Annotated in this window: 19 protein-coding genes; 7 read left to right on the forward strand and 12 right to left on the reverse strand. The window is 70.5% G+C overall.

Annotation, left to right across the window (positions count from 1 at the left end; translation table 11 throughout):
* Positions 1 to 46: 46 nt before the first annotated feature.
* The 5 genes from ACZ7MG_RS31270 to ACZ7MG_RS31290 all read right to left on the reverse strand — a co-directional run bounded on the left by ACZ7MG_RS31270 (position 47) and on the right by ACZ7MG_RS31290 (position 9,469).
* On the reverse strand, positions 47 to 4,237 hold the full coding sequence (locus tag ACZ7MG_RS31270; RefSeq protein WP_471386636.1) for an Ig-like domain-containing protein: 4,191 nt from the start codon (positions 4,235 to 4,237) through the stop codon (positions 47 to 49).
* 2 nt (positions 4,238 to 4,239) lie between these two features.
* Positions 4,240 to 6,240, reverse strand: coding sequence for a glycoside hydrolase family 127 protein (locus tag ACZ7MG_RS31275; protein WP_471386633.1), 2,001 nt, complete (start codon positions 6,238 to 6,240; stop codon positions 4,240 to 4,242).
* 25 nt (positions 6,241 to 6,265) lie between these two features.
* A complete protein-coding gene (locus ACZ7MG_RS31280; RefSeq protein ID WP_471386630.1) occupies positions 6,266 to 7,087 on the reverse strand; it encodes a carbohydrate ABC transporter permease in 822 nt (273 codons plus the stop codon).
* Between the two features lie 23 nt (positions 7,088 to 7,110).
* Positions 7,111 to 8,073: a carbohydrate ABC transporter permease gene (locus ACZ7MG_RS31285; RefSeq protein ID WP_471386627.1), complete on the reverse strand. Its 963-nt coding sequence runs from the start codon at positions 8,071 to 8,073 to the stop codon at positions 7,111 to 7,113.
* A gap of 79 nt (positions 8,074 to 8,152) precedes the next feature.
* Complete coding sequence (locus tag ACZ7MG_RS31290) at positions 8,153 to 9,469, reverse strand: ABC transporter substrate-binding protein (RefSeq protein WP_471386625.1); 1,317 nt, start codon at positions 9,467 to 9,469, stop codon at positions 8,153 to 8,155.
* Between the two features lie 293 nt (positions 9,470 to 9,762).
* On the opposite strand from ACZ7MG_RS31290, the gene ACZ7MG_RS31295 reads away from it, so the two are divergent.
* Complete coding sequence (locus tag ACZ7MG_RS31295) at positions 9,763 to 10,791, forward strand: LacI family DNA-binding transcriptional regulator (protein WP_471386622.1); 1,029 nt, start codon at positions 9,763 to 9,765, stop codon at positions 10,789 to 10,791.
* Between the two features lie 166 nt (positions 10,792 to 10,957).
* Here the strand turns inward: ACZ7MG_RS31295 and ACZ7MG_RS31300 are convergent, their stop codons facing one another.
* Complete coding sequence (locus ACZ7MG_RS31300) at positions 10,958 to 11,923, reverse strand: helix-turn-helix transcriptional regulator (RefSeq protein ID WP_471386619.1); 966 nt, start codon at positions 11,921 to 11,923, stop codon at positions 10,958 to 10,960.
* Between the two features lie 93 nt (positions 11,924 to 12,016).
* On the opposite strand from ACZ7MG_RS31300, the gene ACZ7MG_RS31305 reads away from it, so the two are divergent.
* The gene (locus ACZ7MG_RS31305) at positions 12,017 to 12,382 is read left to right on the forward strand and encodes a VOC family protein (RefSeq protein WP_471386617.1); all 366 of its coding nucleotides are present in this window, start codon (positions 12,017 to 12,019) and stop codon (positions 12,380 to 12,382) included.
* Between the two features lie 86 nt (positions 12,383 to 12,468).
* Here ACZ7MG_RS31305 and ACZ7MG_RS31310 read toward each other — a convergent pair whose 3' ends face one another.
* On the reverse strand, positions 12,469 to 12,930 hold the full coding sequence (locus ACZ7MG_RS31310) for a MarR family winged helix-turn-helix transcriptional regulator (RefSeq protein ID WP_471386615.1): 462 nt from the start codon (positions 12,928 to 12,930) through the stop codon (positions 12,469 to 12,471).
* Between the two features lie 116 nt (positions 12,931 to 13,046).
* Between ACZ7MG_RS31310 and ACZ7MG_RS31315 the strand changes: the two genes are divergently transcribed.
* The 4 genes from ACZ7MG_RS31315 to ACZ7MG_RS31330 all read left to right on the forward strand — a co-directional run bounded on the left by ACZ7MG_RS31315 (position 13,047) and on the right by ACZ7MG_RS31330 (position 17,632).
* Positions 13,047 to 13,439: an HGxxPAAW family protein gene (locus ACZ7MG_RS31315; protein ID WP_471386613.1), complete on the forward strand. Its 393-nt coding sequence runs from the start codon at positions 13,047 to 13,049 to the stop codon at positions 13,437 to 13,439.
* Positions 13,440 to 13,542: 103 nt separating this feature from the next.
* Positions 13,543 to 14,658, forward strand: a complete 1,116-nt coding sequence (locus ACZ7MG_RS31320; protein WP_471386610.1) for a LacI family DNA-binding transcriptional regulator — start codon at positions 13,543 to 13,545, stop codon at positions 14,656 to 14,658.
* Between the two features lie 277 nt (positions 14,659 to 14,935).
* Complete coding sequence (locus ACZ7MG_RS31325; RefSeq protein WP_471386607.1) at positions 14,936 to 16,996, forward strand: galactose-binding domain-containing protein; 2,061 nt, start codon at positions 14,936 to 14,938, stop codon at positions 16,994 to 16,996.
* Positions 16,997 to 17,026: 30 nt separating this feature from the next.
* A complete protein-coding gene (locus ACZ7MG_RS31330; protein ID WP_471386603.1) occupies positions 17,027 to 17,632 on the forward strand; it encodes a TetR/AcrR family transcriptional regulator in 606 nt (201 codons plus the stop codon).
* A 16-nt stretch (positions 17,633 to 17,648) separates the two neighbouring features.
* Here ACZ7MG_RS31330 and ACZ7MG_RS31335 read toward each other — a convergent pair whose 3' ends face one another.
* From ACZ7MG_RS31335 to ACZ7MG_RS31355, 5 genes are all read right to left on the reverse strand, one after another.
* A complete protein-coding gene (locus ACZ7MG_RS31335; RefSeq protein WP_471386597.1) occupies positions 17,649 to 18,230 on the reverse strand; it encodes a GTP-binding protein in 582 nt (193 codons plus the stop codon).
* Positions 18,217 to 18,573 (reverse strand): DUF742 domain-containing protein, encoded by a 357-nt coding sequence (locus ACZ7MG_RS31340; RefSeq protein ID WP_471386594.1) that lies wholly within the window; start codon positions 18,571 to 18,573, stop codon positions 18,217 to 18,219. The genes ACZ7MG_RS31335 and ACZ7MG_RS31340 overlap by 14 nt, the downstream gene beginning before the upstream one ends.
* 1 nt (position 18,574) lies before the next feature.
* Positions 18,575 to 19,003 (reverse strand): roadblock/LC7 domain-containing protein, encoded by a 429-nt coding sequence (locus ACZ7MG_RS31345; RefSeq protein WP_020114533.1) that lies wholly within the window; start codon positions 19,001 to 19,003, stop codon positions 18,575 to 18,577.
* A 46-nt stretch (positions 19,004 to 19,049) separates the two neighbouring features.
* Complete coding sequence (locus ACZ7MG_RS31350; RefSeq protein WP_471386590.1) at positions 19,050 to 21,476, reverse strand: sensor histidine kinase; 2,427 nt, start codon at positions 21,474 to 21,476, stop codon at positions 19,050 to 19,052.
* Positions 21,477 to 21,725: 249 nt separating this feature from the next.
* The gene (locus ACZ7MG_RS31355; RefSeq protein ID WP_471386587.1) at positions 21,726 to 22,736 is read right to left on the reverse strand and encodes a substrate-binding domain-containing protein; all 1,011 of its coding nucleotides are present in this window, start codon (positions 22,734 to 22,736) and stop codon (positions 21,726 to 21,728) included.
* 395 nt (positions 22,737 to 23,131) lie between these two features.
* Between ACZ7MG_RS31355 and ACZ7MG_RS31360 the strand changes: the two genes are divergently transcribed.
* On the forward strand, positions 23,132 to 25,189 hold the full coding sequence (locus ACZ7MG_RS31360; RefSeq protein WP_471386584.1) for a pectinesterase family protein: 2,058 nt from the start codon (positions 23,132 to 23,134) through the stop codon (positions 25,187 to 25,189).
* Positions 25,190 to 25,212 lie beyond the last annotated feature (23 nt).

Consider the following 25,212-nt stretch of genomic DNA (forward strand, 5'->3'; position numbering starts at 1 on the left):
TCGGGTGCGGCTGGTGTGTGGCTGGTCGCGCAGTTCCCCGCGCCCCTCAAAGCAGGGGCTTCGCCCCTGCATGAGCCAGCCCCGTCACGGTGACCGTGGCGGTGGCCCGGTAGGTCGTGCCCGCCACGGCCCCCGTGACCTCGAACGTGCCGGGTTCGGCGTACCGTTCCGGTTCCACCGGGTCCCAGTCGACCTCGACCCGGCTGTCCTTGGAGCCGTCGTTGAAGGTGGCGACGACGGTCGCCGGGAGGGTGGGCGGCCGCCCGGCCGGGGTGGTGACCCGTTCCTCGGCCACGCTGGTGATCTCCACGGCGTCCGTCTGGCGTACCCACACGGTCGCGGTGACGGGTCGCGCGGCGCGTTCGGCGATCCCGGTGACGCGCAGACTCGTGCCGCCCTCGGCGACCTGCTCCTCGGTGAGGGCGGGCCAGACGACGGGCGAGCGGGCCGTGGTGCCGTCCGCGTACACGAGCGTGACCTCGCCGGGGAGTTCCGGGACCGTGCCGCGCGGGGTGGGGACGTGGACCTCGCGCACGGCCTCCGGTGTCTCCGCGTACACCTTCCACTCCTGGACGCCGAGGGCGAGGTTCGGATGCCCGGTGAGCCGGGCGCGCAGGGCGGTCGTGGTGACGGGGGTGAAGGTGGTCCGGTTGTAGGCGTCCTCGGCGGTGCCGTAGCCGCTGGGTGAGGCGACCTCCCGCCAGGTGTCGCCGTCGCGGTACTCGATGACCCAGGACGCCGGGACCCCGACCCCGTCGCCCGCGCCGGGCTGGGCGTCGCGGAAGAAGTACAGGTCGGAACCGTCCACGCGGACCGGGTCCGCCCAGGTGTACTGGACCCACTGGGTGCCCTTCTGCGGCCAGCTTCCCCAGCGCGGGGCGTCGGAGGACGAGGCGGGTTCGCGGCCGTCGTTGATCGCGGCCACGGACTCCCAGCCGGAGGTGTAGGAGGCGGTGGGGGTCGCGAAGGGCGCCACGTTCACCTGCCCGCCGGACAGCCCCTCCGCCTCGACCACGACCTTCTTCGACGTCGTCGACGAGCCGTCGGTGGCGGTGAGTTCGAGGGTGTAGGTACCGGCCGCGGTGAAGCGCGCGACGGTCGAGGACGCGCTCGGGTCGTCGAAGATGACCGTCCCGCCGTCCGGGCCGTCCGTCGCCCTCCACCCGGCGGACAGCTTCCGCTCCGGGAGACCGTCGTCCTCGACGATGCCCGTGAGCCGCACCTGTCCGGGACGGCTGTACGTGGTGTCCCGCCATGCCTCGACGTAGGGCGCGTGGTTGCGGGACGCCGGCGGCCGGACACCCGTGTCGAACGCCTGGAACTCCTTCAGCCCGCTGGTGTGCCCGTCCCGGTGCCGCATCAGCACCCGGAGTTTGCGCGTCGTCACCTTCTTGAAGCGCACCTGGTTGAGATTGGCCCGGGGGTAGACGGGGGTCTTCGCGGGCCGGGAGACGTCCTTCCACCGCCCGTCGCCGTCCTCGTACTGCACGGTGTAGAGGGCTGGTTCGGCGTAGCCGCCCGGCCGTTTGTCGCTGGAGAAGTACAGCCGGACGTCGTCGACCCGCCGCTCCCGCCCGAAGTCGACCTCGTACCAGTCCTCGGCATTCCCCGAGCCGCGCGCGCCCCAGTGGGGTTCGTTGACGGTGAATCCGTCGACCGCCCCGGCCACGCCCCGCCCGTCGGCCTCGTGGGAGGCGCGGGCGGTGGCACCGGCGGCGAGGTTCTCCGTGGCCGTGCCGGTCAGGTCACGGCCGGCCTTGGCGAACAGGTCGGTGACCCGGTCCTTCCGGCCGTACCCGACGTCCTGCGGTGCCGCGACGGCCGTCCGCAGCCCGGTGGTCCGGGCCTTGGCCCCTCCCCCGTCCGGGAAGGTCACCTTCCGTGTGACGGGGTCGTAGACGAGACGGGTGAGCCGGTCGGCGGTGAGGGCGAGGCGGCCGTCGAGATAGAGGGAGTAGCCCTCGGGGACCTGCCGTCCGTAGGGCCGCTTCCCGTCGCCCGGCTCGTCCCAGATCACCGCCACGTCGGTGCCCCGGTAGTTGATGTCCGTGACGGCGAAGTGCGGCCAGTCGACGTCGATCGGGGACAGCTCGATCTTCCGGTCGTCGCGTGGCCGGAAGCCCATCGCGTCCTCGATCACGGTCCAGTTGGTGGTGCCGAGGATGGTGTGGTGGATCCAGGAGCGGTAGCCGATCTTCTGCGGGTCGGCACTGCCGTCGGCCCAGAACTCGTTCTGGTCGGGCCACCGGTTGTCACCGTCGACGTAGTGGGCCCAGGCGTTCCAGGAGAGCAGTTTCTTGTACCAGGTGCGGTCGATGTACCGGTTGGGGTACTTCCGCAGCACCGAGGAGAGGAAACGGAAGGTGACCGTGGAGTTGATGACGGAGAAGTTGTTGCTGCCCGGATGCCCCTGCTCGGCCGCCTCCGCCTTGTCGGCCTGGTTGGCGGTGAAGAACGGGAAGACGGGGTACTGCTCGGCGTCCGCCCACAGCCGCAGCGCTTCGAGGTACTGCGGGTCCTCGTCCGGTGTGGGCATCAGGCCCACGCTGTACGGGTAGTAGTTGTTGATCTCCTTCCACGGCACCAGGCTGTCACTGGCCACATGCCGGTGCTTGAGCAGCTTGTCGTCCGGGTCCCAGAGGTGTTCGAGGACCGCGTCCTTGACCCGCCGCGCGATGCCCCGCATCTCCTCGGCCTTGGCGTCCTCACCGAGCACGTCGTACGCGCGGGCCGCCGCCGTGGCGTTGCTGTAGACGTACGCCGACTCGGCGCGGTCCAGGTTCCCCGGTTTCCAGTCGAACGACACCGCGTCGGCGTCGTTGCCGGTCATGGCGCCCCAGTCGTACTCGATCAGCCCGTTGCCGTCGTGGTCGTAGGCCGCCAGCTGGCCCTTGACGTCCTTCTCCGCGTACCGGGCGAGGTTGCGCGGGATGCCGTCCGGGCCGCCGTGCACCTGGTAGGAGCGCCAGGCGGCCTCGGAGATGTACTGGGTGTAGCTGTTGGACCAGTTCTCGGGGTCGCCGGGATTGTCGGAGTACTTGCCGCTCTTCGACACCTCTCCGGCCGACACCCAGGGCCCGTACGCGTAGCTCGGATCGCGCAGGTACTTGAGGTCGTCGACGAACATGCCGACGGTCAGCGCGATGGCGTTGTTGTAGCCGAGCACGCCCTCCATGGAGGTGGGGAACTGGTAGTCGCTGCCCGGGATGTCGGCGTCGAGGTAGTTGTACCGCAGCAGCCACCAGCGGTAGTAGAGCGTCTTCTCGATGTTGTCGTCCGGGAGGTCCATGAACGGCAGGTTCTCGGCCCACCAGCGGTTGTAGGCCTGGACGTGCCGGCGGAACGCGGCACCCGGGGACTCCTTCCGCACGGAGTCGTACGCGGTCCGGGATTCGGTGATCTCCTCGGTGACGAAGCCGAGTTGGACCTTGGTGGTGAGGGTGCGGCCCGCCGGGACGGTGAGGGTGCGGGTGAGCGCCTCGCCCCCGGCCCCCTCGGGGGCGAAGCCGTCGCCGCTCAGCCGGGGGAAGAGGGTCGTGAGGTTGTTCTTCGCGGGCACCGCGCCGGTGAGTTCGCGTCCCTCCGGAGTCGCGGTGTACGGGGAGGAGGCGCGCAGGGTGAGCGCGCGGCTCGCGGAGCCCGTGTTGGTGAGGGCCAGGTTCGTCACGGCGACATTGGCGTCGGTGATGAACTTGGTCTGCGCGACCTTCAGCCCGGTCGCCGCGTGGGTGAACTCGCTGCGCCAGTGACTGGGCGTCTGCGTACGGGAGTCGATGTCCTCGCTGAGGGTGAGCCGTTCCCCGTCCACGACCAGGTCGACCGTGTACGCGGACCGGTTGTCGATGCTCTCCCAGTACGCGACCTTGCCGCCGAAGCCGAGCGGCGCCGGGTCGTGCTCCTTCATGAACACCGCCCGGCCCCGGGTGAACAGCCAGTCCCCCGCCGGGTCGTCGCCCTTGCGGGCCAGCATCCGGTCCATCCAGAAGTCGGTGCCGTTCCCGGCCCGGCGGTCCGCGTCGTACTGGGCGCGCATCGTGCGGCGGACCGTGAAGCCGGCGGGCAACTCCGGTACGGGGTCCGCCGATCCGGTGTAGACCGGGTACCCGACCGCCGAGTTGTCCGCCTCGGCCGGTACGGCGGCGGCGAGCGTGACGAGCAGCCCGACGGCCAGCGCTCCGGCCAGGGCGCCGCGCTGCCGCCGTCCCCATGACCGCCGAGGTCTTCGTGGTCCGCGCATACCTACCTCGCCTCCCCCGTCGGCAGCCACACCCGCATGGTCGACGGACCCCGGTCGGCCCAGGAGTGATAGGGCACGAGGACGATCGCGGCGGGCTCAGCGGGCTCAGCGGGCTCAGCGGGCTCGGCGGGCCGCTGTTCGCCGGGGTGGCCCAGCGGCTCGTACGGCCAGGCCGCCTCGTCCCGTTCCGCGCGTACGGCGATCTCTCCGGCGACGACGACCGTGCCGCCCATGCCCTCGGCACCGTCCGGCCCGTCCTGGGGCTCGACGGACGTGTCCACCCGTACCGCGTCGACCTCGTGCCCCGCCGGGAGGTCGACGGACTCTGCGCAGTACACGAGCGGGCCGCGCTGGACGGCGACCGTGCCGCGTACGGCGTCGACGCGGGGGTCGGCGTGGATCCAGCGCGGGGCGACCGGGAGGTCGAGGCGTACCTCGTCACCGGGCCGGAAGACCCGGGTGAGGGCCGCCGTGCCCGGGGCTGCCGGGCGGCGGGTGCCGTCGGGGTCGACCAGCAGGGCGGGGGCGCCCGTGGCCCAGGCGGGCACCCGCAGGGACAGGGTCCAGGGGGCGGCCGGGGCGCGGACGATCCGGACGGTCACGCTCCCGCCGGAGGGGTAGTCGGTGCGGACCCGCAGGGCGACGCCCCGGCCGCCGGTGAGGGTGGTGGCGAGGTCGGCGTCGGCGTACTGGTGGAGTTGGACACCGTTGTCGTCCGCCGTCGCGAGGTAGGCCGGGAGCTGGGCCAGGGTCCGGGCCACGTTGGTCGGGCAGCAGGACACGGCGAACCACGGGGCGCGCAGGCCCGAGTCGGCGCGGGGGCTGTCGACGTCCGCCGGGGGTGCGACGCCCCGGTGCCGCCGGTGCAGGGTGTTGGCGTAGAAGAAGGACCTGCCGTCCCCGGCCGGGGAGGTGGCGACCACGTTGAACAGGGTCCGTTCGACGAGGTCGGCGAAGCGGGGTTCGCCGGTGGCGAGCAGCAGCCGCCAGGCGAGCATCACGGAGGCGACCCCGGCGCAGGTCTCCGAGTAGGCGCGGTCGGGCGGGAGGACGAAGTCGTCGCCGAAGGCCTCGTCGCGGTGGTGCGAGCCCATGCCGCCGGTGAGGTAGGTGCGGCGGGCGACGGTGGCCTCCCACTGCCGTACGACGGCGGCGAGCAGCTCCTCGTCGCCGGTCTCCACGGCCACGTCGACCGCCCCGGCGGCCAGGTAGAGGGCGCGGACGGCGTGGCCGCGCAGGACGGTGGCCTCGCGTACGGGTGTGTCGTCCTGGTGGTAGACGCGGCCGAACTCGCCGTCGGCGAGGGTGCCTCGGCCTCGGCGGTCGATGAACAGCGCGGCCTGGTCGAGGTAGCGCTGCTCGCCCGTCAGACGCGCCAGTTCCACCAGGGCCGTCTCGATCTCCGCATGGCCGCAGACGCTCTCGATCCCGCCCCGGCCGAACGTGGCGCAGACATGGTCGGCGGCGCGTCGGGCGACCTTCGTCAGCTCTCCCTCGCCACGGGTGCGGGCCTGGGCGATGCCCGCCTGGATCAGGAACCCGTAGCAGTACAGTTCGTGACCCCATTCGAGGTCGCTGTAGCGGGGCGGCTGTCCGGGGTGGCCGAAGGCGGTGTTGAGGTAGCCGTCCCCTTCCTGGGCGGATGCGACGGCCTCGGTGAGGGCGGCGATGTCCTGGTCGAGCGCGGCGTCGGTGCCGGTGCCGGTGCCGGTGCCGGACTGCCAGGCCATCGCTTCGAGGAGTTTGTAGATCTCGGAGTCCGCGAACTCCCTGCCGCGCCGGTCGCGTTCGATGCGCCCTTCGGCGACGGCCCGGAAGTTGCCCGTCCAGCCGACGCGTTCCATCCAGTCACGGCAGTGCGCGAGGGTGGCCGTGGCGTTGACCTCCCGGCGCCGGGCCCAGAAACCGCCGGTGATCCTGACCTCGTCCAGACCCAGGGGACGCAGCCGTCCCTGGGTCGGGGCCACGGGCAGCACGGTCGACAACTCTCGGTTCTCGCTCACCAATTGATGCCTCTCCTTGGGATCGTCAGCCCTTCAGCGCACCCGACATGAAGCCCCGTACGTAGTGCCGTTGCAGCAGGAGGAAGAGGAGCAGACAGGGCACGGCGAGGACCACCACGCCCGCCTCGGTCGCGCCGTAGTCGACGGCGCCCATGCTCTGCTGCCGCAGATTGGCGACGGCCAGCGGCAGCGGCGCCTTCTCGCTGTCGGAGATGAGGATCAGGGGCGCGATGAAGTCGTTCCAGGCCGCGAGGAACGCGAACAGCCCCACGGTGATCAGCCCCGGCCGTACCGCCGGAAGCAGCACCCGGCGCAGCGCGCCCGCCGTGCCGCAGCCGTCGACGAGCGCCGACTCCTCCAGTTCACGCGGTACCGCCTCGAAGGAGATCCGCATCATAAAGGTGGCGAACGGCAGTTGGAACATCGCGAGCACCAGACTCAGCCCGATCAGCGAGTTCTGCAGCTGCAGCCTGCCGAGCAGCACATAGAGCGGGATGAGCAGGGTGGCGTACGGGACCATCAGGATGGCCAGGGTCAGCAGGAACAGCAGGTTCTTGCCGGGGAAGTCGAAGCGGGCGAAGGCGTAGCCGCCGAGCAGGGACACCCCGAGGGTGAGGGCGACGGTCAGTGCCGACACGAGCGTGCTGTTGAGCAGGTACTGCCACAGGCCCGCGTCGTACTCCAGCAGTGTCCGGTAGTTGCCGAGTCCGTACCCCGATTCCTGCGCGGTGCCGGGCTGGGGGCTGACCGACGCCCAGGTGTTCCACAGCAGCGGGAAGAGGAAGATGACGGCCAGTCCGCCGGCGACGACGTGGTACGGCGTACGGCCGAGGGCGCGGGACAGCACGACGGATCCCCTCTCCTGAGGTCTCATTGCTCGTCGGCGCGGCGCAGACCGCGGAACTGGAGGGCGTTGAGCAGGAGCAGCACGGCCAGCACGAGGATCGACAGGGCGGCGGCGGTGCCGAGGTCCAGGCGCTGGAAGGCCTCGCGGTAGATCAACTGCACGACGGTGACGGTGCTGTTGTCGGGGCCGCCCTTGGTGAGGATGAAGAACTGGTCGAAGGCGAGCAGCGATCCGGTCACGCACAGGAGCAGGGTGAGCGCGAGGGACGGACGCAGCAGGGGCAGCGTGATCGAGCGGAAGATCTGGGCTCGGCTCGCGCCGTCCATGCGCGCCGCCTCGTACACCTCGTGCGGGACGCGTTGCAGGCCCACGAGCAGGATCAGCATGTAGAACCCGGCGAACTTCCACACGATGAGGAACACCGTGGAGAGCAGCGCGGCGGTCGGCGTACCGAGGAACGACACCTCGTCGTCGGCGAGACCGAGCCCTCGCAGGATGTCGCTCAGCGGCCCGGTGGTCGGGCTGTACAGGCCCCAGAAGAGCAGCGAGGCGGAGGCCAGTCCGAGGGCGCCGGGCAGGAAGTACACCGTGCGGTAGAAACCGGCGGCCGGCCGTGACTCCTGGACGAGCAGGGCGAGCAGCAGCGCCAGGCCGAGGAGGACGACGGTGACGACACCGGTGTAGAGGAGCGTGAAGCGGACGGCGGGCCAGAACAGCGGGGCGTCGGTGATGTCGGTGTAGTTCTCGGGGGCGTTGACGCCCCGGTCGCCGGTGAGCAGGGGCCAGTCGTTGAGCGACATCTGTCCGACGAGGAGGAGAGGCAGGACGAAGAAGACGAGGACGAACACGGCGGTGGGGGCGGCGTAGGCGAGCCCCTGGGCCTTGCGGGACCGCCACCGGGGCGCCGCCGCGCGTGGCGGACGGCCCCGGTGTTCCGGCCGGGCCCGGTGCGCGGTCGGCGCGGACTCGGCCACCTTCACCTGCATGCCTCTCCTCCGTTGACGGTCGCGGCGCCGGCCGGGGTGTCGTGGTCATCCGGTCGTGGCGGTGCCCCGGGTGTCGTGCTCAGTCGGCGAGGGACTTGCTGACGGCCTCGTTGTCCTTGTCCACGGACGTCCCGTCGCCGAAGACCGCGTCGCGCATCAGCGTCAGCCAGGGCCCGTTGGGGTCGTTGAAGGTCTGGCCGAACTTCAGCGCGTACGGGGTCCGCCCGTCGGCGACGAGTTCGTTGATGGTGACGAGCCGGGGGTCGGCGTCGGAGTGCTTGTTGGACGCCAGGTCGGTGCGGGCCACGACGTCCTTGTGCGCGGCGACGACATCGACCTGGGCCTTGTCGCCGAGGGTCCAGGCGAGGAAGTTCCAGGCCTGGTCGGCCTTCTCGCTGGTCGCGGCGATACCGATGGCGTCGCCGCCGACGAAGGTGGATTTGCCGCCGTCCGGGCCGGGGATGGGGGCGACGCCGAGGTCGAGGTCCTTCGGCATCAGCCCGAGCGTGGTGGACGGCATGGGCATGACGCCGACCTTGCCCTTGGGGAACACCCCGGTCCAGGTCGTCCCCGTCTCGTCCTTCGCGCCGGGCGCCACGATGTCGTCGTCCACCCAGCCCCGGTAGGTGTCGTACACCTTCTTGGCGGTGGCGGAGGCCAGTTCCGCCTCGGTGCCGTCGTCGTTGAGGACCTCCTCGCCCGCGGCCCAGATGGACGGCCACCAGGTGAAGACACCGCAGCCACCGCAGTTGCCGCCGAAGAAGGTGCCGTTGACGTCCCCGCCGAGCGCGTCCACCGCGCGGGCCTGCTCGTCCCACTCGGCCAGGGTCGTGGGCGGCTTCCCGGGGTCGAGCTTCGCCTCGCGGTAGAGGTCCTTGTTGTAGAAGAGCACCGACAGGTCGAGGGTGTGCGGCACCACGTACTTCCTGTCCTCGTACGTACCGGCCTTGATGTGCGACTGGGCCAGCTTCCCGGCGAAGGGCAGGGCGTCGATGCGTTCGGTGAGGTCGGCGAAGAGGTTGCTGGAGGTGTAGTTGGGGACGAAGACCACGTCGGAGGCGAACAGGTCGGGCAGGTCCTGGGAACCGGCGGCGGCGCCGACCTTGGCCTGGTAGTCGTCGGTGGGGACGACGGTCAGCTCGACCTTGTTCTTGTGGCTCGCGTTGTACGCCTTGACCAGGGCCTCGCTCTGCGGCCGGGTCGCGGCGCGGGTCCACATCGTGAGCGTGGCGCCGTCGTCGGTGCCGGTGGCGTTCGCCGCGCCGCCGCCTCCGCCGCCGTCCGAGCCGCCGTCGCCCGACCCGCAGGCGGTGACCAGGCTCGCGGCGGCGAGCAGGGCGACGGCCCCGGTGGCGAGGCGGCCCGCGCGGCCACGTGGTCCGACCGTGCTCCCCATGTTCGATCCCCCTTGTTTCGCGGCAGGCCGTGCGGGGCCCGCCGGTCGGGCCGGTGAGGTGGTGGCACTGAACCGAGTGACGGGAACGAAAAGAAACCGAAAAGGCTTTCTGAGACGCTAGGACCCGCCCGAACACCCGTCAATCCCCTTGCAGAGAGCGGTTGTCGGTGGCTTTGCCGGTGCCGCACAGAAACGCGTGGCAGCATCTTGACCGAAACGTTTCCCGTAAGGTGCGGGGTGGCGCGTGTCATCCTCGGCGAGGTCGGCACGTGTGGCGAGACAGGAGATCACCCATGGCACAGGCCACCGGCCCCTCTCGTTCGCAGCCCGCCACGCTCGGCGACGTGGCCCGGCTGGCGGGCGTCTCGATCGCCACGGCGTCCAAGGCGCTCAACGGCCGCAGTCAGGTCCGCGCGGAGACCAGGCAGCGGGTCGTCGAGGCCGCCGAGCGGCTGTCGTTCCGCCCCAACCAGGTGGCGCGCGGGCTGCTCGCCGGGCGCACCGGCACGGTCGGGCTGCTCACCAGCGACCTGGAGGGCAGATTCGGCATACCGATCCTGATGGGCGCCGAGGACGCCTTCGGCGCGGGCGAGGTCGCCGTGTTCCTGTGCGACGCGCGCGGCGACGCGATCCGTGAACAGCACCATCTGCGGGCCCTGTTGGGCCGCCGCGTCGACGGCCTCATCGTGGTCGGCAGCCGCACCGACCCCCGCCCCTCCCTGGGCCGCGAACTACCGGTCCCGGTCGTCTACGCCTACGCCCCCTCCGACGACCCGGAGGACTTCTCCGTCGTCCCGGACAGCGTCGGCGCCGGCCGCATCGCGGTGGAGCATCTCCTCGCCTGCGGCCGCACCCGGATCGCCCACATCACCGGCGACCCCGGTTATCTCGCCGCACAGGACCGGGCCCAGGGGGCGCGGGCCGCGCTCGCCGACGCCGGCCTCTCCCTGATCGGCGAACCGCGGTTCGGGGCCTGGTCGGAGGGATGGGGGCGGGCCGCCACCGCGATGCTCCTCGACCGCCACCCCGACATCGACGCCGTCCTCTGCGGCAGCGACCAGATCGCCCGCGGCGTCATGGAGGTCCTGCGCGAACGCGGCCACCGCGTCCCCGAGGACATCGCGGTCATGGGCTTCGACAACTGGCAGATCATGACCACCGGCTCCCGTCCACCCCTGACCAGCGTCGACATGAACCTCGAACAGGTGGGCCGTGTCGCCGCCCACGCCCTCTTCACCGCCATCTCCGGCACCGCGCACACGGGGGTGGAGACCCTTCCCTGCAAGGTGGTGATCCGGGGGTCCACGGCACCGCTGTCGTGATGTCGGCCGCCGGCGCGGGGGCCACGGCCCTGGGCGGGTCAGCCGTCCGCGGCCCCCGGGCCACCGCTTCCGCGGGGACGACCGCCATCCGGTCGGGGTGGTGGGGTACGGGGAGTGCCAGGAGGGCCCAGTTCCTCATGGACTCCCCAGGGTCTGTTGTCGCGGATCAGGACATCGGTGACGGCGCGTAGTGGTGGGCAAGTCCGGTGGCGAGGTCGCGGAGGTGAGCCCTGGCTTCGGCGGGACCGTGCACAGTGACGGCGCTCCCGAACGGCAGGAGTGCTCGCACGTCCTCCAGGTGCAGGAAGCGGATGGTCACCTTGTGGCCGGCAGCGGATGCTTCATGGTCGTCCCGGACGAGTCGCAGGCCGAAGATCCGTTGCGCCCGGTCGATCTGGGTGTGGTCGATGGTGGCGCTGACCTCTATCGCGTGGTGGTGTTCCCACTGGTCAATGAGTGCTGCGGCAACGGTGGCCAGGGTCTGGCTCTCGCGGATCCGTCGTAGCTGGTCGACTTCTTCCCACGTCCTGATCCGTTCGAGTCGGTACATCCGTGGCACTCGGGCACGGTCGGCGACGAGGTACCAGACGCCGACCTTGGCGAACAGCCCGTAGGGATCCACGACCAGGTCGCGCGGGCCTGACTCGCGCGTGCTGTCGTACTCGATCCGCAGCCGGCGACCTCGCCGCACCGCGCCGATCAGCGAAGCCGGACTCGTGCCGGAAACCCGTGCCTGACGCCAGGGACGGCTGTCCACGTGCACCACGTCGGTGAGCGGCAGGAGCTCATGAACCCGACGTGGCACTGCAGCGGCGATCTTGGAGAGTGCGTGCCGGCTTTCGACCGATGCGTCGAGCTCCTCACGTTGCTTCTCATCCAGCCCGATGAGCGACAGATGATCACGCTCACCGGGTGTGAGTCGCGTGAGGTCGGGCCCTGACCCGGGCAGCATGGTCACGCCTCCGAGGCGGCCCCGGTGTGCGGTCACCGGCAGACCGGCGTCGCGGAGCCAGTTCAGATCCCGGGTGATGGTGCGAAGGGACACCCCGAGCGCCGAGGCGAGTTCCTGGGTGGTCACGGCATCCCTCGATGCGAGGAGCAGCATCAGGTTGAAGAAGCGGTCCGGGGTCACGCCCCCATTAGTTCAGGAAATTGCGACACGATGCGGCGCATATCCCGGTCAGGCTGGTGGATACGCACCTACCACCTGCGAGAAGGAACAGCCATGACCACATCCGTCGTGTCCGTCGTCTACGTGAACGACGCTCCCGCCGCAGCTCGTTTCTACGGCGACCTCCTTGGCCTGAGCCCCTCGTTCGAGACTCCGGGATACATCACCTTCGACCTCGGGCCGGGCGCCGACCTCGGCTTGTGGTCCGGCCAGTTCGAGGATCTGTCACCGGACGTCCCGCGCACCGGTGAGCTGTGCCTGGCCACCGACGGTGGACCGGACGAGGTCACCGCGACCTTCGAGCAGTGGAAGTCCAAGGGGGTCACGATCTTGCGCGAGCCTCATGACGCGGGGTTCGGGCCGACCTTCCTCGCGGCCGATCCCGACGGGAACCGTATCCGCGTCGCACCGCGGGGCTGAAGGGCCGTCATGCGGCAGGCGCGCACGCCAGGTGTCGCGCCTGCCCACCCTCCCGTGAACCTCCCCGCCGGGCAGCCGAACCCTCCTTAACGACTCTCGTCCAGATACCCCCGCGCCAGCTCCTCCGCCCGCGCGAACCAGTCGACCAGCAGGGCCAGTTCGTCCGCCGAGTACCGGCCGAACAGCTCGGCGAGCCGGGTGTAGAACGGCCCGTAGACCGCCACCACCCGCTCGGCGGCGTCCGGGACCGCGACCACTCGGACCCGGCGTCCGTCGGCCGGGTCCGGCTGCCGGGTCACGAACCCCCCGCGTTCCAGCCGGTTGAGGACACCCGTCACCGCGCCCGTGGTGACATGCGCCCGTTCGGCCAGATCACCGGCGCTGACCGGTTCGTCCGCAGCCTCCAGGACGTACGCGAAACAGACGAGGTCCGTGACGCTCAGCCCGAGCTTCCGGGCGAACTCCTGCTGCCCGACGATCATCGTCGCGATCAGGCCGTCCATCGCACCGATCGCGTCCGGAACGGTGGGGCGGCGTTCGGCCTCCATTGATATCGCCTCCGGGGCAGGCTAGATTCCTTACTTACTAAGACATCATAGTCCGGCGCCGTGGGCGTGGCCGCGGCACGCCGTGGCGCGCCGCGGCGCGCGAGGGGAGCAGACACGTGAGTCTCTACGACGAGGGCCACACCGTCGCCGGCTGGACCGGCACCGCCATCGGCACCCTCGGGTCCACGGGGCTGGGCCTGGGCGTCATCGGCTGGACCCCGGGATTCGTCCTGGGCACCGTTCTCTGCGTGCTGGCGCTCCTGGTCACCTGGGGCCTCCACCTCGGCGGCTGGGGCAAGCCGCCGGGCCCCCGCCCCCGGGAGCAGTGGCGCCTCACGGCCCGCGACCGCTCCGCCCGCGGCGGCCACGCCGACTGCCTCGGCTGCCGCCTGGCCGGCCGCCGCCGCACCCCGTCCCCGCTCCCGACGACCGCCCCCGGCCCGGCCGCCCCGCTCGAAGGCACCGGCACCCCGCTCGCCCCCGTCCCGGCGGGCGACACGGCACCCTGAGCGACATCGGCACCAGCCGAGGACAGTAAACGCTTACCGCCTGACGGGCCCCAGTTCCGGGACTGCGCCCCGCGACGAGCCTTCCATGCAGTAACGTCTAACCGTGACGGTCAATGAAAACGGTCGCCGGAGCAGCGCCGGAGCCAGTGGGGCCAGGCGTCGGCGGAACAGCGCGTCGGGCGGCGAGCGGCCCAGCACGATCCGGGATGTCGCCGCGCAGGCGGGAGTCTCCGTAGCAACCGTTTCCCGCACCCTGGCCGGCAACTACCCGGTGTCCACGGAGACCAGGGCCCGGGTCATGGCGGCGGTCGAGTCGCTGCACTATGTGGTGAACGTGCACGCCAAGGCGCTCTCCGGCCGGGTCGCGGGCCCGGTCGCGCTGGTCATCAAGGACATCACCGGCCCCTCCCTCGCCCATGTCGCGGCGGGGGTGGAGCAGGAGGCCGCCGACCGGGGCCGGCTGAGCCTGGTGTGCGCCACGCACGACGACTCGGCCCGCGAGGACGACCTGGTCCAGCTGATGCGCGAGCAGCACGCGGCCGCCGTTCTGCTCGTCGGCGGGGCCCGGCAGGACGAGGCGTACCGGCGGCGGATGGCCGAGTACGCGACGGCGCTGGACGCGGCGGGCTCCCGGCTGGTGCTCGTGGGCCGCCCGCCGCTGGCCGGCGATCTCCCGGTCACGGTGGTGCAGTACGACAACCGGGGCGGCGCCTTCCAGGCCACCGACCATCTCCTGACCGCCGGGCACCGGCGCGTCCTCTTCCTGGGCGGCGACCCCGGGCTCAGCACCGCCGACCAGCGCCGGGACGGCTTCCTGCACGCGCTGCGCGCCCACGGGGTCGCGCACGCCGAGGAGTTGGAGCTGCCGGGTCCGTACACCCGTGTCTCGGGGTACCAGCGCACCCGCGAGGCGCTGGCCGCCGGTCTGGAGTTCACGGCGGTGTTCGCGGGCACCGACATGGTCGCCACGGGGGCGCTCGCCGCGCTGCGCGAGGCCGGTCTCGACGTCCCCGGTGATGTCTCCCTCGTCGGTTTCGACGACGTCCCCTTCGCCGCCGACCTCTCCCCGGCGCTCACCACGGTCCGGGTGCCGTACGAGGATCTGGGGCGCACGGCCGTCCGGCTGGCGCTGGAGCGCGAGGAGCGGCTCGGGGGCGACGACCATGTGGTGCTCGGCACCCAGCTGGTGATCCGCCAGTCGGTACGCACGCTTTCGTGAGCGTACGTACCGGTTGGTGAAGGCGAGGCGGCGGCACAACCGCCGCCTCTTCACGGGATCTTGACGCAGCGTCAACCCGGCGTAGGGCGAGCCGTGGGGCGGCGGACTCCATCAGGTCAACCGTCCCGGACTATTGACTCGGATCACCTCAGTAGCGATTCTCGTCACATCGCTTGTGCCAGCCATGACAAACGGACTATGGCGTCGTGGGTGTTCAACGCGTCCCGGAACGGTCTGGCCCATCGACCGCGCATCCCCCCGACCGAGGACGTGAGTGATGACCACAACTCCACGCGCCCACCGCAGACGCAGACCCCTCATGGTGCTGGCGCTGTTCCTCACCGCGATGGGCATGCTGCTCAGCCCGTCGTCCAGTTCGGCCGCGACCGGTGAGTGGTGGCTGCCCACCAACCGGCCGTCGCCCGACTCGCAGATCAATGTGACGGGCGAGCCGTTCAAGGGGACCACCTCTGGGGGCGACGTGCGCGGCTTCATCGACGCGCACAACCACCTGTTCTCCAACGAGGCGTTCGGCGGCCGGCTCATCTGCGGCAAGGTGTTCTCGACGTCCGGCATCGCGGACGCGCTGAAGGACTGTCCGGAGCACTACCCGGACGGCTCCCTCGCGATCTTCGACTACATCACCCACGGCGGCGACGGCAAGCACGACCCGGTCGGCTACCCGACGTTCAAGGACTGGCCGGCGTACGACTCGATGACGCACCAGGCCAACTACTACGCCTGGATCGAGCGCGCCTGGCGCGGTGGTCAGCGGGTGCTGGTCAACGACCTGGTCACCAACGGGATGATCTGCTCGATCTACCCGTTCAAGGACCGTAGCTGCGACGAGATGACGTCGATCCGGCTGCAGGCGAAGCTGACGTACGACCTCCAGGACTACATCGACGCGCAGTACGGCGGTACGGGCAAGGGCTGGTTCCGGATCGTCACGGACAGCGCGCAGGCACGTCAGGTGATCGCGGCGGGCAAACTCGCCGTCGTCCTGGGCGTGGAGACCTCCGAGCCGTTCGGCTGCAAGCAGATCCTCGACGTCCCGCAGTGCAGCAAGGAGGACATCGACGAGGGCCTCGACGAGCTGTACGACCTGGGTGTGCGCAGCATGTTCCTGTGCCACAAGTTCGACAACGCGCTGTGCGGCGTCCGGTTCGACGAGCACGGTCTCGGTACGGCGATCAACGTCGGCCAGTTCCTGTCGACGGGCACCTTCTGGCAGACCGAGACGTGCAAGGGCCCGCAGAAGGACAACCCGATCGGTGACGCGTCGACGGAGGCCGAGGAGGACCTGCCGGCGGGCACCGAGGTGCCGGAGTACGACGAGAACGCCCAGTGCAACGTACGGGGGCTCACCGACCTCGGCGAGTACGCCGTGCAGGGCATGATGCAGCGCAAGATGATGCTCGAGATCGACCACATGAGCGTCAAGGCCACCGGCCAGGTCCTGGACATGTTCGAGGCCGCGTCCTACCCGGGTGTCCTGTCCTCGCACAGCTGGATGGACCTGAACTGGACCGAGCGGGTCTACTCCCTCGGCGGTTTCGTCGCCCAGTACATGCACGGCTCCGAGGAGTTCAGCGAGGAGGCCGAGCGGACCGACGCGCTGCGGACCAAGTACGGCGTGGGCTACGGCTACGGCACCGACTTCAACGGCATCGGCGACCACCCCGCCCCGCGCGGCGCCGACACCTCCAACCCGGTGACGTACCCCTTCAAGAGCGCCGACGGCGGCTCGACCATCGACAAGCAGACCACCGGTCAGCGCACCTGGAACTACAACACCGACGGCGCGGCCCATGTCGGCATGATCCCGGACTGGATCGAGGACATCCGGCTGGTCGGCGGGCAGGGCGTCGTGGACGACCTCTTCAAGGGCGCCGAGTCCTACCTCGACACCTGGGGCTCCTCCGAGGCCCACCAGGCGGGGGTGAACCTCGCCAAGGGGAAGACGGCGACGGCCGGTTCGTCCGAGTCGAACCCGGTCACCAGCTACCAGCCCGGCCGGGCCGTGGACGGTGACGGCGGCAGCCGCTGGGCGAGCGACTGGAGCGACTCCCAGTGGTGGAAGGTGGACCTCGGCACCTCGCGCACCGTCAAGAAGGTCACCCTCGACTGGGAGCGGGCGTACGGCAAGGCGTACCAGATCGATGTCTCGACCGACGGCTCGACCTGGAAGACCGTGTGGTCCACGACCTCGGGTGACGGCGGTCTGGACACGGCGTCGTTCTCGGCCGTGACGGCGAGATATGTTCGGATGCTGGGGACCGACCGCGGCACGGACTGGGGTTACTCCCTCTACGAGGTCGGCGTGTACAGCGGCTGACCGCACCACCACGGGGGAAGAGGGAACCACATGGCACGCCTGCCGTCGGCCGAGCGACGCAGACAGCTGACCGAAGCGGCGATCCGCGCGATGACCCGGGACGGCGTCCCCAGGACGACGACCCGGTCCATCGCGGCCGAGGCGGGCGTGTCCCTGAGCGTCTTCCACTACTGCTTCGAATCGAAGCAGGAGCTGCTCGAATCCGTCATCACCACCATCACCGGGCACTACGTCTCCCTGGTGCGGGAGGCGATCCGCCCCCGGGAGACGCTCAGGGAGACCGTCCGGGCCGGTTTCCAGGCGTACTGGGACCATGTCTCCGCCCACCCGGGCGAACACATGCTCACCTACGAACTGACCCAGTACGCCCTGCGCGAGCCCGGCTTCGAGCATCTGGCCCGGCGCCAGTACGAGATGTACTGCGTCACCTACGCCGACCTCATCGAGCAGCTGCGCCACACGATGGGCTTCGAACTGACCGTCCCCGTCCCGGTCCTGGCCCGCTACCTCGCCGCCATGACCGACGGCCTCACCCTCAACTTCCTGGTCCTCGGCGACGACACCACCTGGACGGACATCCTCGACACCATCACCGACCACGTGGCCGGCCTGGTGCGCGAGGAGGTCCGTCCGTAGGGTCCCGGCCCCGGCCTCAGCGGGCCGACGCCGCGATCAGCTGGTCCAGGAGGGCGATGAGGACGTCGCGGGACGAGGTGCGTTCGCGGGCGTCGAAGAGGATGACGGGGGTGTTCTCGGGGAGGGCCAGGGAGTCGCGGATGTCGTCGGGTTCGTAGGGGTGTTCGCCGTGGAAGCCGTTGACCCCGATGACGAAGGGGATCTTGCGGCGTTCGAAGAAGTCGATGGCGGCGAAGCTGGACTCGGGGCGGCGGACGTCGATCAGGACGACGGCGCCGAGGGCGCCGATCGCGAGGTCGTTCCACATGAACCAGAACCGCTGCTGTCCGGGTGTGCCGAACAGATAGAGCACGAGGTCCTGGCCGATGCTGATCCGGCCGAAGTCGAGGGCCACCGTGGTGGCGCTCTTCTCGGGGATCCCGTCGAGGTCGTCGACCCCGAGTCCGGCGGTGGTGAGGGGTTCCTCGGTGCGCAGCGGGACGATCTCGCTGACCGACCCGACCATGGTCGTCTTCCCCACGCCGAAACCGCCGGCGATGAGGATCTTCACCGTGTCGGGAGCCGAAATCCCCTGGGGGGTGGGGTCAGAGCCGGCCAAGGCCGTCCCTCACTTTCTTCAGCAGGTCCAGATCGGGGGTGCGGGAGATCAGGCGTGGCTGGCGCACGCTGATCCGGCCCGCTTCCAGCAGGTCGCAGAGCATGATGGCGACCACGCTGACCGGGAGGTCGAGGCCGGTGGCCAGCTCCGCCACCACGATCGGCTTGGCGCACAGCTTCAGGATCCGCGCGTGCTCCGGCTGTGGCCGGGTGCCCCCGGCCGGCTGCGGATCCACGGCGGACACCATGGTGATGAGGGTGAAGTCGCCACGGGCGGGCCGGGTGCGGCCGCCCGTCAGGGTGAACGGGCGAACCAGCCGGCCCGCCGCGTCGCCTCCGTTCACCTCACTCGCCGCTGTCGGCCGCGACGACACCGGCGCGTGGGGCCGCGCTGAGGTGCTCGCCGATCTTCTTCACCAGCATGTTCATCTGGTACGCGACCACGCCGACGTCCGCGCCCTGCCGGGTCAGCACGGCGAGGTTGGCGCCGGGTCCGGCGTTGGTGAGGATCAGGAAGGCGTTGCCCATCTCGATGAGCAGCTGGCGGACGGGGCCACCGCGGAAGTCCATGCTGACGCCCTTGCTGAGGCTCATCAGGCCCGAGGCGGTGGCCGCGAGCCGCTCGGCGTCGTCGCGCAGGAACGCGGTGGATTTGCTGACGACCAGTCCGTCCTCGGAGAGCACGACGGCGTGGTCCACCTCGGCGACCCGGTCCACCAGTCCGGTGAGCAGCTGGTCGAGCTGACTGTGCGTGGCGGGGATGGGGCGTGTCATCTGTGTGTCCTTCAATGAGCGGTCTGCGTGGGGAGTCGGTGGGACGTCAGGTGCCGGAGGCGGGGATCCGGTCTCCTGGGTCGGGGGACGCGGATTCCTCCCCTGATGCGTACTCGGGTTCCGCGTCGTCGTCACGTGCCTGGAGGGTTCCGCGCTGGAATCCGGCGAGCGAGGAGGCGGCGCGTTCGGCCGTGAAGTCGTCGCTGTCGCCGTCCGGGCAGGGTTCCGACTCCTCCTTCAGCTCGGCGGCCAGACTGGTCTGCGGGATCCGGCGGGGCAGCGGCATCAGGCCGCCCTTCTTCGCGGCCTTGGGTTTCCTGACGGCGGCCGGCCGGGTCCCGTTCGCGTCCTCGACATCGGCGGTGACGGAGTCGGCGGTCCGCGCGTGCGCGGCGGGCCGCTCCTGGGGCGTACCGTCCGGTTCCGGTCGTACGGGTGCGGGCTCCGGCTCCGTCGCGGCGGCGACCCGGGCGGCCACGAGCGAGGCGCGCGACGGCGGTTCGGCCGTGTCGGTGGCGTCCGCGGCGAGGTCGGGGTCGGGCGCCTCGCGGACCACGATCTCGTCCGGGATGAGCACGATCGCGGTGGTGCCGCCGTACGGCGAGGCGCGCAGGGTCACGGTGATGCCGTGCCGGGTGGCGAGGCGGGCGATGACGAACATGCCGAGCCGGAGGTCGTCGGCGAGGGCGACCACGTCGAACTGCGGGGGCGTCGCCAGCTGGGAGTTGAACGCGGCGTAGTCCTCCTCGGACATGCCGAGTCCGCGGTCCTCCACCTCCAGGGCGAGCCCCTTGGCGACGGTCGCGGCGCGGACGCTGACCGGGCTGGGCGCGGGCGAGTAGGTGGTGGCGTTGTCGATCAGCTCGGCGAGGAGGTGGATGACGTCGGCCACGGCGGGCGGGGCGATCCACACGTCGTCGTCGGCGTGCACCTCGACCCGCTGGTACTCGGCGACCTCGCCCACGGCGCTGCGCAGGATGTCGATCAGCGCGACGGGCTCGGTCCAGCTGCGGCCGGGGCGCTCGCCGCTGATGATGACCAGGTTCTCCTCGTAGCGGCGCAACTGGCTCGCGGTGGAGTCCAGTTCGTACAGGCCCTTGAGGATCTCCGGGTCCTGGTGCTGGCGTTCCAGCTTGTCGAGCTTGGTGAGCTGGAGGTTGACGAGGTTCTGGCTCTGCCGGGCGATGCCGAGGATGACGCGCTGGAAGCCGCGGCGGGTGTCGGCGAGTTCGACGGCGGTGTGCACGGCGGTGCGCTGGGCGGCGTTGAACGCCTTGGCGACCTGGCCGAGTTCGTCGGTGCCGTAGTCCAGCGGGGCGGCGGCCTCGTCCACGTCGATCTTCTCGCCCCGGTCGAGGCGGGCGACGACGTCGGGCAGCCGGTGTTCGGCGAGGCTGAGGGTGGCCGTGCGCAGCCCGGTGAGCCGGCGGGACAGCGAGCGGGTGATGCGCCAGGACATCACGACGCACAGCAGCAGCGCGGCGAGCCCGCCGGCGCTCAGCGAGCCGGCCGTGATCAGCAGTTCGCGGGCCTCCGCGCCGCTGCGGTCCAGCAGGGCCGTGGTCTGGGCGCGGATCAACTGCTCGTACTGGGCGGACAGTTTCGTCATCGAGGCGTCCCAGCGGGCCTGGGCGTCGGGCAGTTCGCTCTTCCGCGCGTCCCCGGCGCCCGTGGTGCGGGCCGCGAGGACCTGGTCCTCCACGGCCTGGAGCCCCTGCCAGTCCGGGCCCTGGACGATCCGCTCGACCTGGATCTTCACCTCGCCGTCCAGCGAGGGCACGAGCTGGTTGTCGACGAGCCAGCGGCGGGCGCTGACCAGCTGGGCGAAGCGCTCCCGGGTCGGCTCGTCGAGGCGGCCCGAGGGCCAGTTGAGGGTGAGGAGCGCGTCCTCCTGGGAGACCAGCTCGGCGGCCTGCGCGAGGGTGACGAGCGGACCGGCCTCGGAGGTGAGGTCGCCGTCGTCGACCTGGGAGAGCGCCTGGAAGGCGTGGATCTGGCCGTCGATGATCGAGCTGTAGTGGTCCAGGATCTGCTCGGGCGTGATGTCGGTGGGGGTGTCCACCTGGTCGCGGTAGTACTCCAGGCTGTTCGACGCGCCCATGACCGCGTACAGCTGGTCGCCGATGCGGGCGGGGGCGTCGTCGATCTCGCTCGCGCGGCGGTCCAGTTTGGCGACCGCCTTGTCGGTCTCCCGGCGCTGCTGGTCGAGGGCGTCCATGGAGCTGCCGGGGGTCGCCATGTAGGCGGCGGACAGGGCGCGTTCGCGCTGCAGGGCGAGGGCCGCGTCGGTGCCCATCGCGCCGGTGGACTTGCTCAGCCCGGTCTGCGTCCGCAGCCGCAGTCCCTCCGAGAACATCTGGGTCGTCGTCACACCCCAACTCACGGCCAGTGTGACGCTGGGGATCAGAGCCAGGAGGATCAGCGAGAGACGTATGGAGCCGAGACGGCGCCGGGCGCCGGTCCGTGGGGGCATCGTCGTCCTTGGGCGGTTGGCGGGGAGCGGAAGGAATCGGGACTGGGGCGACAGGGGTCAGGGGGTGGTGGGTGGACACCTGTCAGTACGGCGCACAGGGGATGCGCAGGATGTTATCCGCACAAGTGAACGCACGTCGCAGGGGTGGTCGGAAGTTTGGCGTCGCCGTTACACGACCGTTCCGGATGCTTGGGTTCCGTGGCGCGGTCATGTCCGAACGGAATGTTCCGTTTTCCTGTGCGGTTCATGTCAACGGGTGCCGTTCGCCGCGAACTCGGCGACTCCCGCGATGTTCTTCCTCGTGACGAACGCGGGTCCGGTGAGCACGGGCGCGACGCCTCCCCCGCTGGTGTTGCCGTTGGTCCGGTGGAGCCAGAGCCCGTCGACCGCGAGATAGCCCTGGAGGTAGGGCTGCTGGTCCACGGCGAACTGGATGTCGCCGCTCTTCACGGCCTTGACCAGGTCCTTGTTGAGGTCGAAGGTGGCGACCTGGGCCTTGCTGCGCGCGTCGTCCACGGAGTCCACGGCGGCGAGCGCGAACTGCGCCCCGAGGGTGACGACCTCGTCGATGGTCGGGTCCTGGCGGAGCCGCGCGGCGATCGCGTCGGTCACGTCGTCCAGATCGGTGCCGTCGACGTAGAGGTTCTCGGTCCGCCCGCCGAAGGTCTTGCGTACGCCGGCGCAGCGGGCCTCCATGGCCACGTTGCCACGCTCGTGGATGACGCACAGGGCGTGGGCGGCGGAGCGGGCGTCGAGTTCGTCGCCGAGCGCGCGGCCCGCGACGCTCTCGTCCTGGCCGAAGAAGGCCAGCAGCCCCTGCGCCTTCCAGGCGTCGATACCGGAGTTGAGGCCCACCACGGGTATGCCGGCGGCGCGGGCCTCGGCGACCGCGCCGCGCATCGCCTGCGGCTTGGCCAGGGTCACCGCGATGCCGTCGACCTTGTCGGCGATCGCGTCCCGCACCAGCTGGGCCTGCCCGTCGGCGTCGGGGTCGCTCACGAAGGTCAGCTCGACGCCGTCCTTTGCCGCCGCGACCTCCGCGCCCCGGCGGACCAGGTCCCAGAAGGCGTCCCCCTCGGCGCTGTGCGTGATCAGCGCGATCTTCATCCCGCCGCCCGGGGCCCCCGAGGTGTCCGTGTCCGCATCGCTCTCCGCACCGCCGAACACCGAGCAGCCGGTGACGGTCAGGCAGACGGCGGCGGCGAGCGCCGCGGCCCGGACGGCTGTGAAGATCCCATGGGGTGCGGGGGGTGGGTTCATGGGGGTGCGGCACCTCGCTGTGCGACCGGGGTGGGAGGTCTGGGGAGTGCGAAGGAGCCGTCATCACCGCGATGACGTGCGGCGACTGGCTGACTTTCGCTGGGCGGAGCCAATCGCGTGTGACGCCCGGTAGTCAAGTGAACAACGAAATCGATGTGGTGCTGTGACGACCCGGCGCTGACCTGCACACACGTGTCAACTGCCGCTCCCGGCCCCGCCGGAGGAACCTGGACCGTTCCACCCACCGCCCGAGGGTCGATTCCCGGCCACTTCCGGCCCCGGTGCGAAGTCCCGGCCGACTGGCCGAAATTCGTACCCGCAGGCGGCAACCTCCGCACCTCCGGCGGCGACTGCTCGGCTGACGACCATCCCCCCGCACGGAACGGAAGCGACGCGTGAGCGACAACCACGGCAAGGCCCGCCACCGCAGAAGGAAGACGGCGCTGGTGGCCGGCGTCCCCCTGACCCTGGCCGCCGCCGGGACCCTGGCCTACGGCACGGTCTTCGGCGTCTTCGGCGAGGCGGCCCAGCCCCGGGCCGCGGCGGCCACCACCGGCTGGGCCGCCGACACCGCCGACGGATTCGCCTCGGTGAACGCCCTGGGCCAGAACGGGACCTACGGCGGCCGGGACGGCAGGACGGTCACCGTGAAGACCCTGGCCGACCTGGAGAAGTACGCCACCGCCGCCGAGCCGTACGTCATCGTCGTGGCCGCGACGATCAACATGAACCCGGTGGGCAAGGAGATCAAGGTCGCCTCCGACAAGACGATCGTCGGCTCCGGCACCTCGGGCCACATCGTGGGCGGCGGCTTCTTCCTCGGCGCGGGCGTCCACAACGTCATCATCCGCAATCTGACGATCCGTGACTCCTACCAGGGCACCTGGAACGACAAGGACCACGACTTCGACGCGATCCAGATGGACGGCGCCCACCACGTCTGGATCGACCACAACGATCTGCGACACATGGCGGACGGCCTCATCGACAGCCGCAAGGACACCACCTATGTCACGGTGTCCTGGAACAAGCTGAGCCAGAACAACAAGACCTTCGGCATCGGCTGGACCACCAACACCACCGCCGATCTGACGATCCACCACAACTGGTTCCGCGAGACCGAGCAGCGCAACCCGTCCACCGACAACGTGGCTCACGCGCACCTGTACAACAACTTCCTGGAGGACGTGTCCGGCACGGACATCAAGTCGTCCTACGGCAACTACGCGCGCGGCAACACCAGGATGGTCCTGGAGAACAGCTACTTCCAGGGCATGAACAACCCGGTCACCAAGGACTCCACGGCCGCCCTGGTCCAGCGCGGCAACGTCTTCTCCGGCACCTCGGGACGCAACGAGAGCGGCGGCACGGCCTTCGACCCGAAGACGTACTACGCCTACACCCTCGACAAGGCGGCCGACGTACCCGCCCTCCTCAAGTCCGGTGCGGGACCGCGTGGTTCGATCGGGACGACGGCCACCACCAAGGCCGCCGCGGCGACCACGCTCACCGTCGCCAAGGACGGCAGCGGCCAGTTCACCAGCGTCCAGAAGGCCGTCGACGCGGTACCCGCGAACAACACCGCGCGCGTGGTGATCTCGGTCAAGCCGGGCACCTACCGCGAGGTCGTCAAGGTCCCGTCCAACAAGCCGCACGTCACCATCCAGGGCTCGGGCGGCAGCCGCAAGGACACCACGATCGTCTACGGCAACGCCTCCGGCATGCAGAAGCCGGACGGCTCCGGCACCTACGGCACCCCCGGCAGCGCCACCCTGTCCGTCCAGTCCGACGACTCCCAGGTCCGCAACCTGACCGTCACCAACGACTTCGACGAGAAGGCCAACCAGAGCCTCTCCGGGCACCAGGCCGTGGCGCTGCTGACCCAGGCCGACCGGATCGTCCTCGACAGCCTCATCGTCAACGGCGACCAGGACACCCTGGAGCTGGAGACCGCCGCCAAGGACAAGCTGGGCCGGGTGTACGTCACCAACTCGTACGTCACGGGCAATGTCGACTTCATCTTCGGCCGGGCCACCGTCGTCGTCGACCAGTCGGTCATCACCCTCAAGAAGCGCTGGGACGGCACCTCCGCCGGGTACATCACCGCCCCCAGCACACCCGCCAACCGCAAGGGCATCCTGATCAACCGCTCCACCGTCAACGGTGACGTGTCCGCCGCGAGCTTCTTCCTCGGCCGCAACTGGCACCCGGGCGGCGACACCACCGTCGACCCGCAGACCACGGTCCGCAACTCCACGCTCAGCGCCGCGATCAAGTCCAAGCCCTGGTCCGACATGGGCGGCTTCTCCTGGAAGGACGACCGCTTCGCCGAGTACAAGAACACCGGCGCGGGCTCGGGGAGCGCGAGCGCCGACCGGCCCCAGCTGACCGACGCCCAGGCCGCCGACCAGGAGGTCGCGGACTGGCTGGGCGGCTGGACGCCGGGCGCGTGACCTCGCGCGACGGCACCACGACG

The organism is Streptomyces sp. NPDC107538, assembly GCF_055657445.1.

Coding starts and splice junctions, on each gene's coding strand:
- ACZ7MG_RS31270 (WP_471386636.1), bottom strand. CDS start 4,237: ATGCGCGGACCACGAAGACCTCGGCGGTCATGGGGACGGCGGCAGCGC.
- ACZ7MG_RS31285 (WP_471386627.1), bottom strand. CDS start 8,073: ATGCAGGTGAAGGTGGCCGAGTCCGCGCCGACCGCGCACCGGGCCCGG.
- ACZ7MG_RS31290 (WP_471386625.1), bottom strand. CDS start 9,469: ATGGGGAGCACGGTCGGACCACGTGGCCGCGCGGGCCGCCTCGCCACC.
- ACZ7MG_RS31295 (WP_471386622.1), top strand. CDS start 9,763: ATGGCACAGGCCACCGGCCCCTCTCGTTCGCAGCCCGCCACGCTCGGC.
- ACZ7MG_RS31305 (WP_471386617.1), top strand. CDS start 12,017: ATGACCACATCCGTCGTGTCCGTCGTCTACGTGAACGACGCTCCCGCC.
- ACZ7MG_RS31310 (WP_471386615.1), bottom strand. CDS start 12,930: ATGGAGGCCGAACGCCGCCCCACCGTTCCGGACGCGATCGGTGCGATG.
- ACZ7MG_RS31325 (WP_471386607.1), top strand. CDS start 14,936: ATGACCACAACTCCACGCGCCCACCGCAGACGCAGACCCCTCATGGTG.
- ACZ7MG_RS31330 (WP_471386603.1), top strand. CDS start 17,027: ATGGCACGCCTGCCGTCGGCCGAGCGACGCAGACAGCTGACCGAAGCG.
- ACZ7MG_RS31345 (WP_020114533.1), bottom strand. CDS start 19,003: ATGACACGCCCCATCCCCGCCACGCACAGTCAGCTCGACCAGCTGCTC.
- ACZ7MG_RS31350 (WP_471386590.1), bottom strand. CDS start 21,476: ATGCCCCCACGGACCGGCGCCCGGCGCCGTCTCGGCTCCATACGTCTC.
- ACZ7MG_RS31355 (WP_471386587.1), bottom strand. CDS start 22,736: ATGAACCCACCCCCCGCACCCCATGGGATCTTCACAGCCGTCCGGGCC.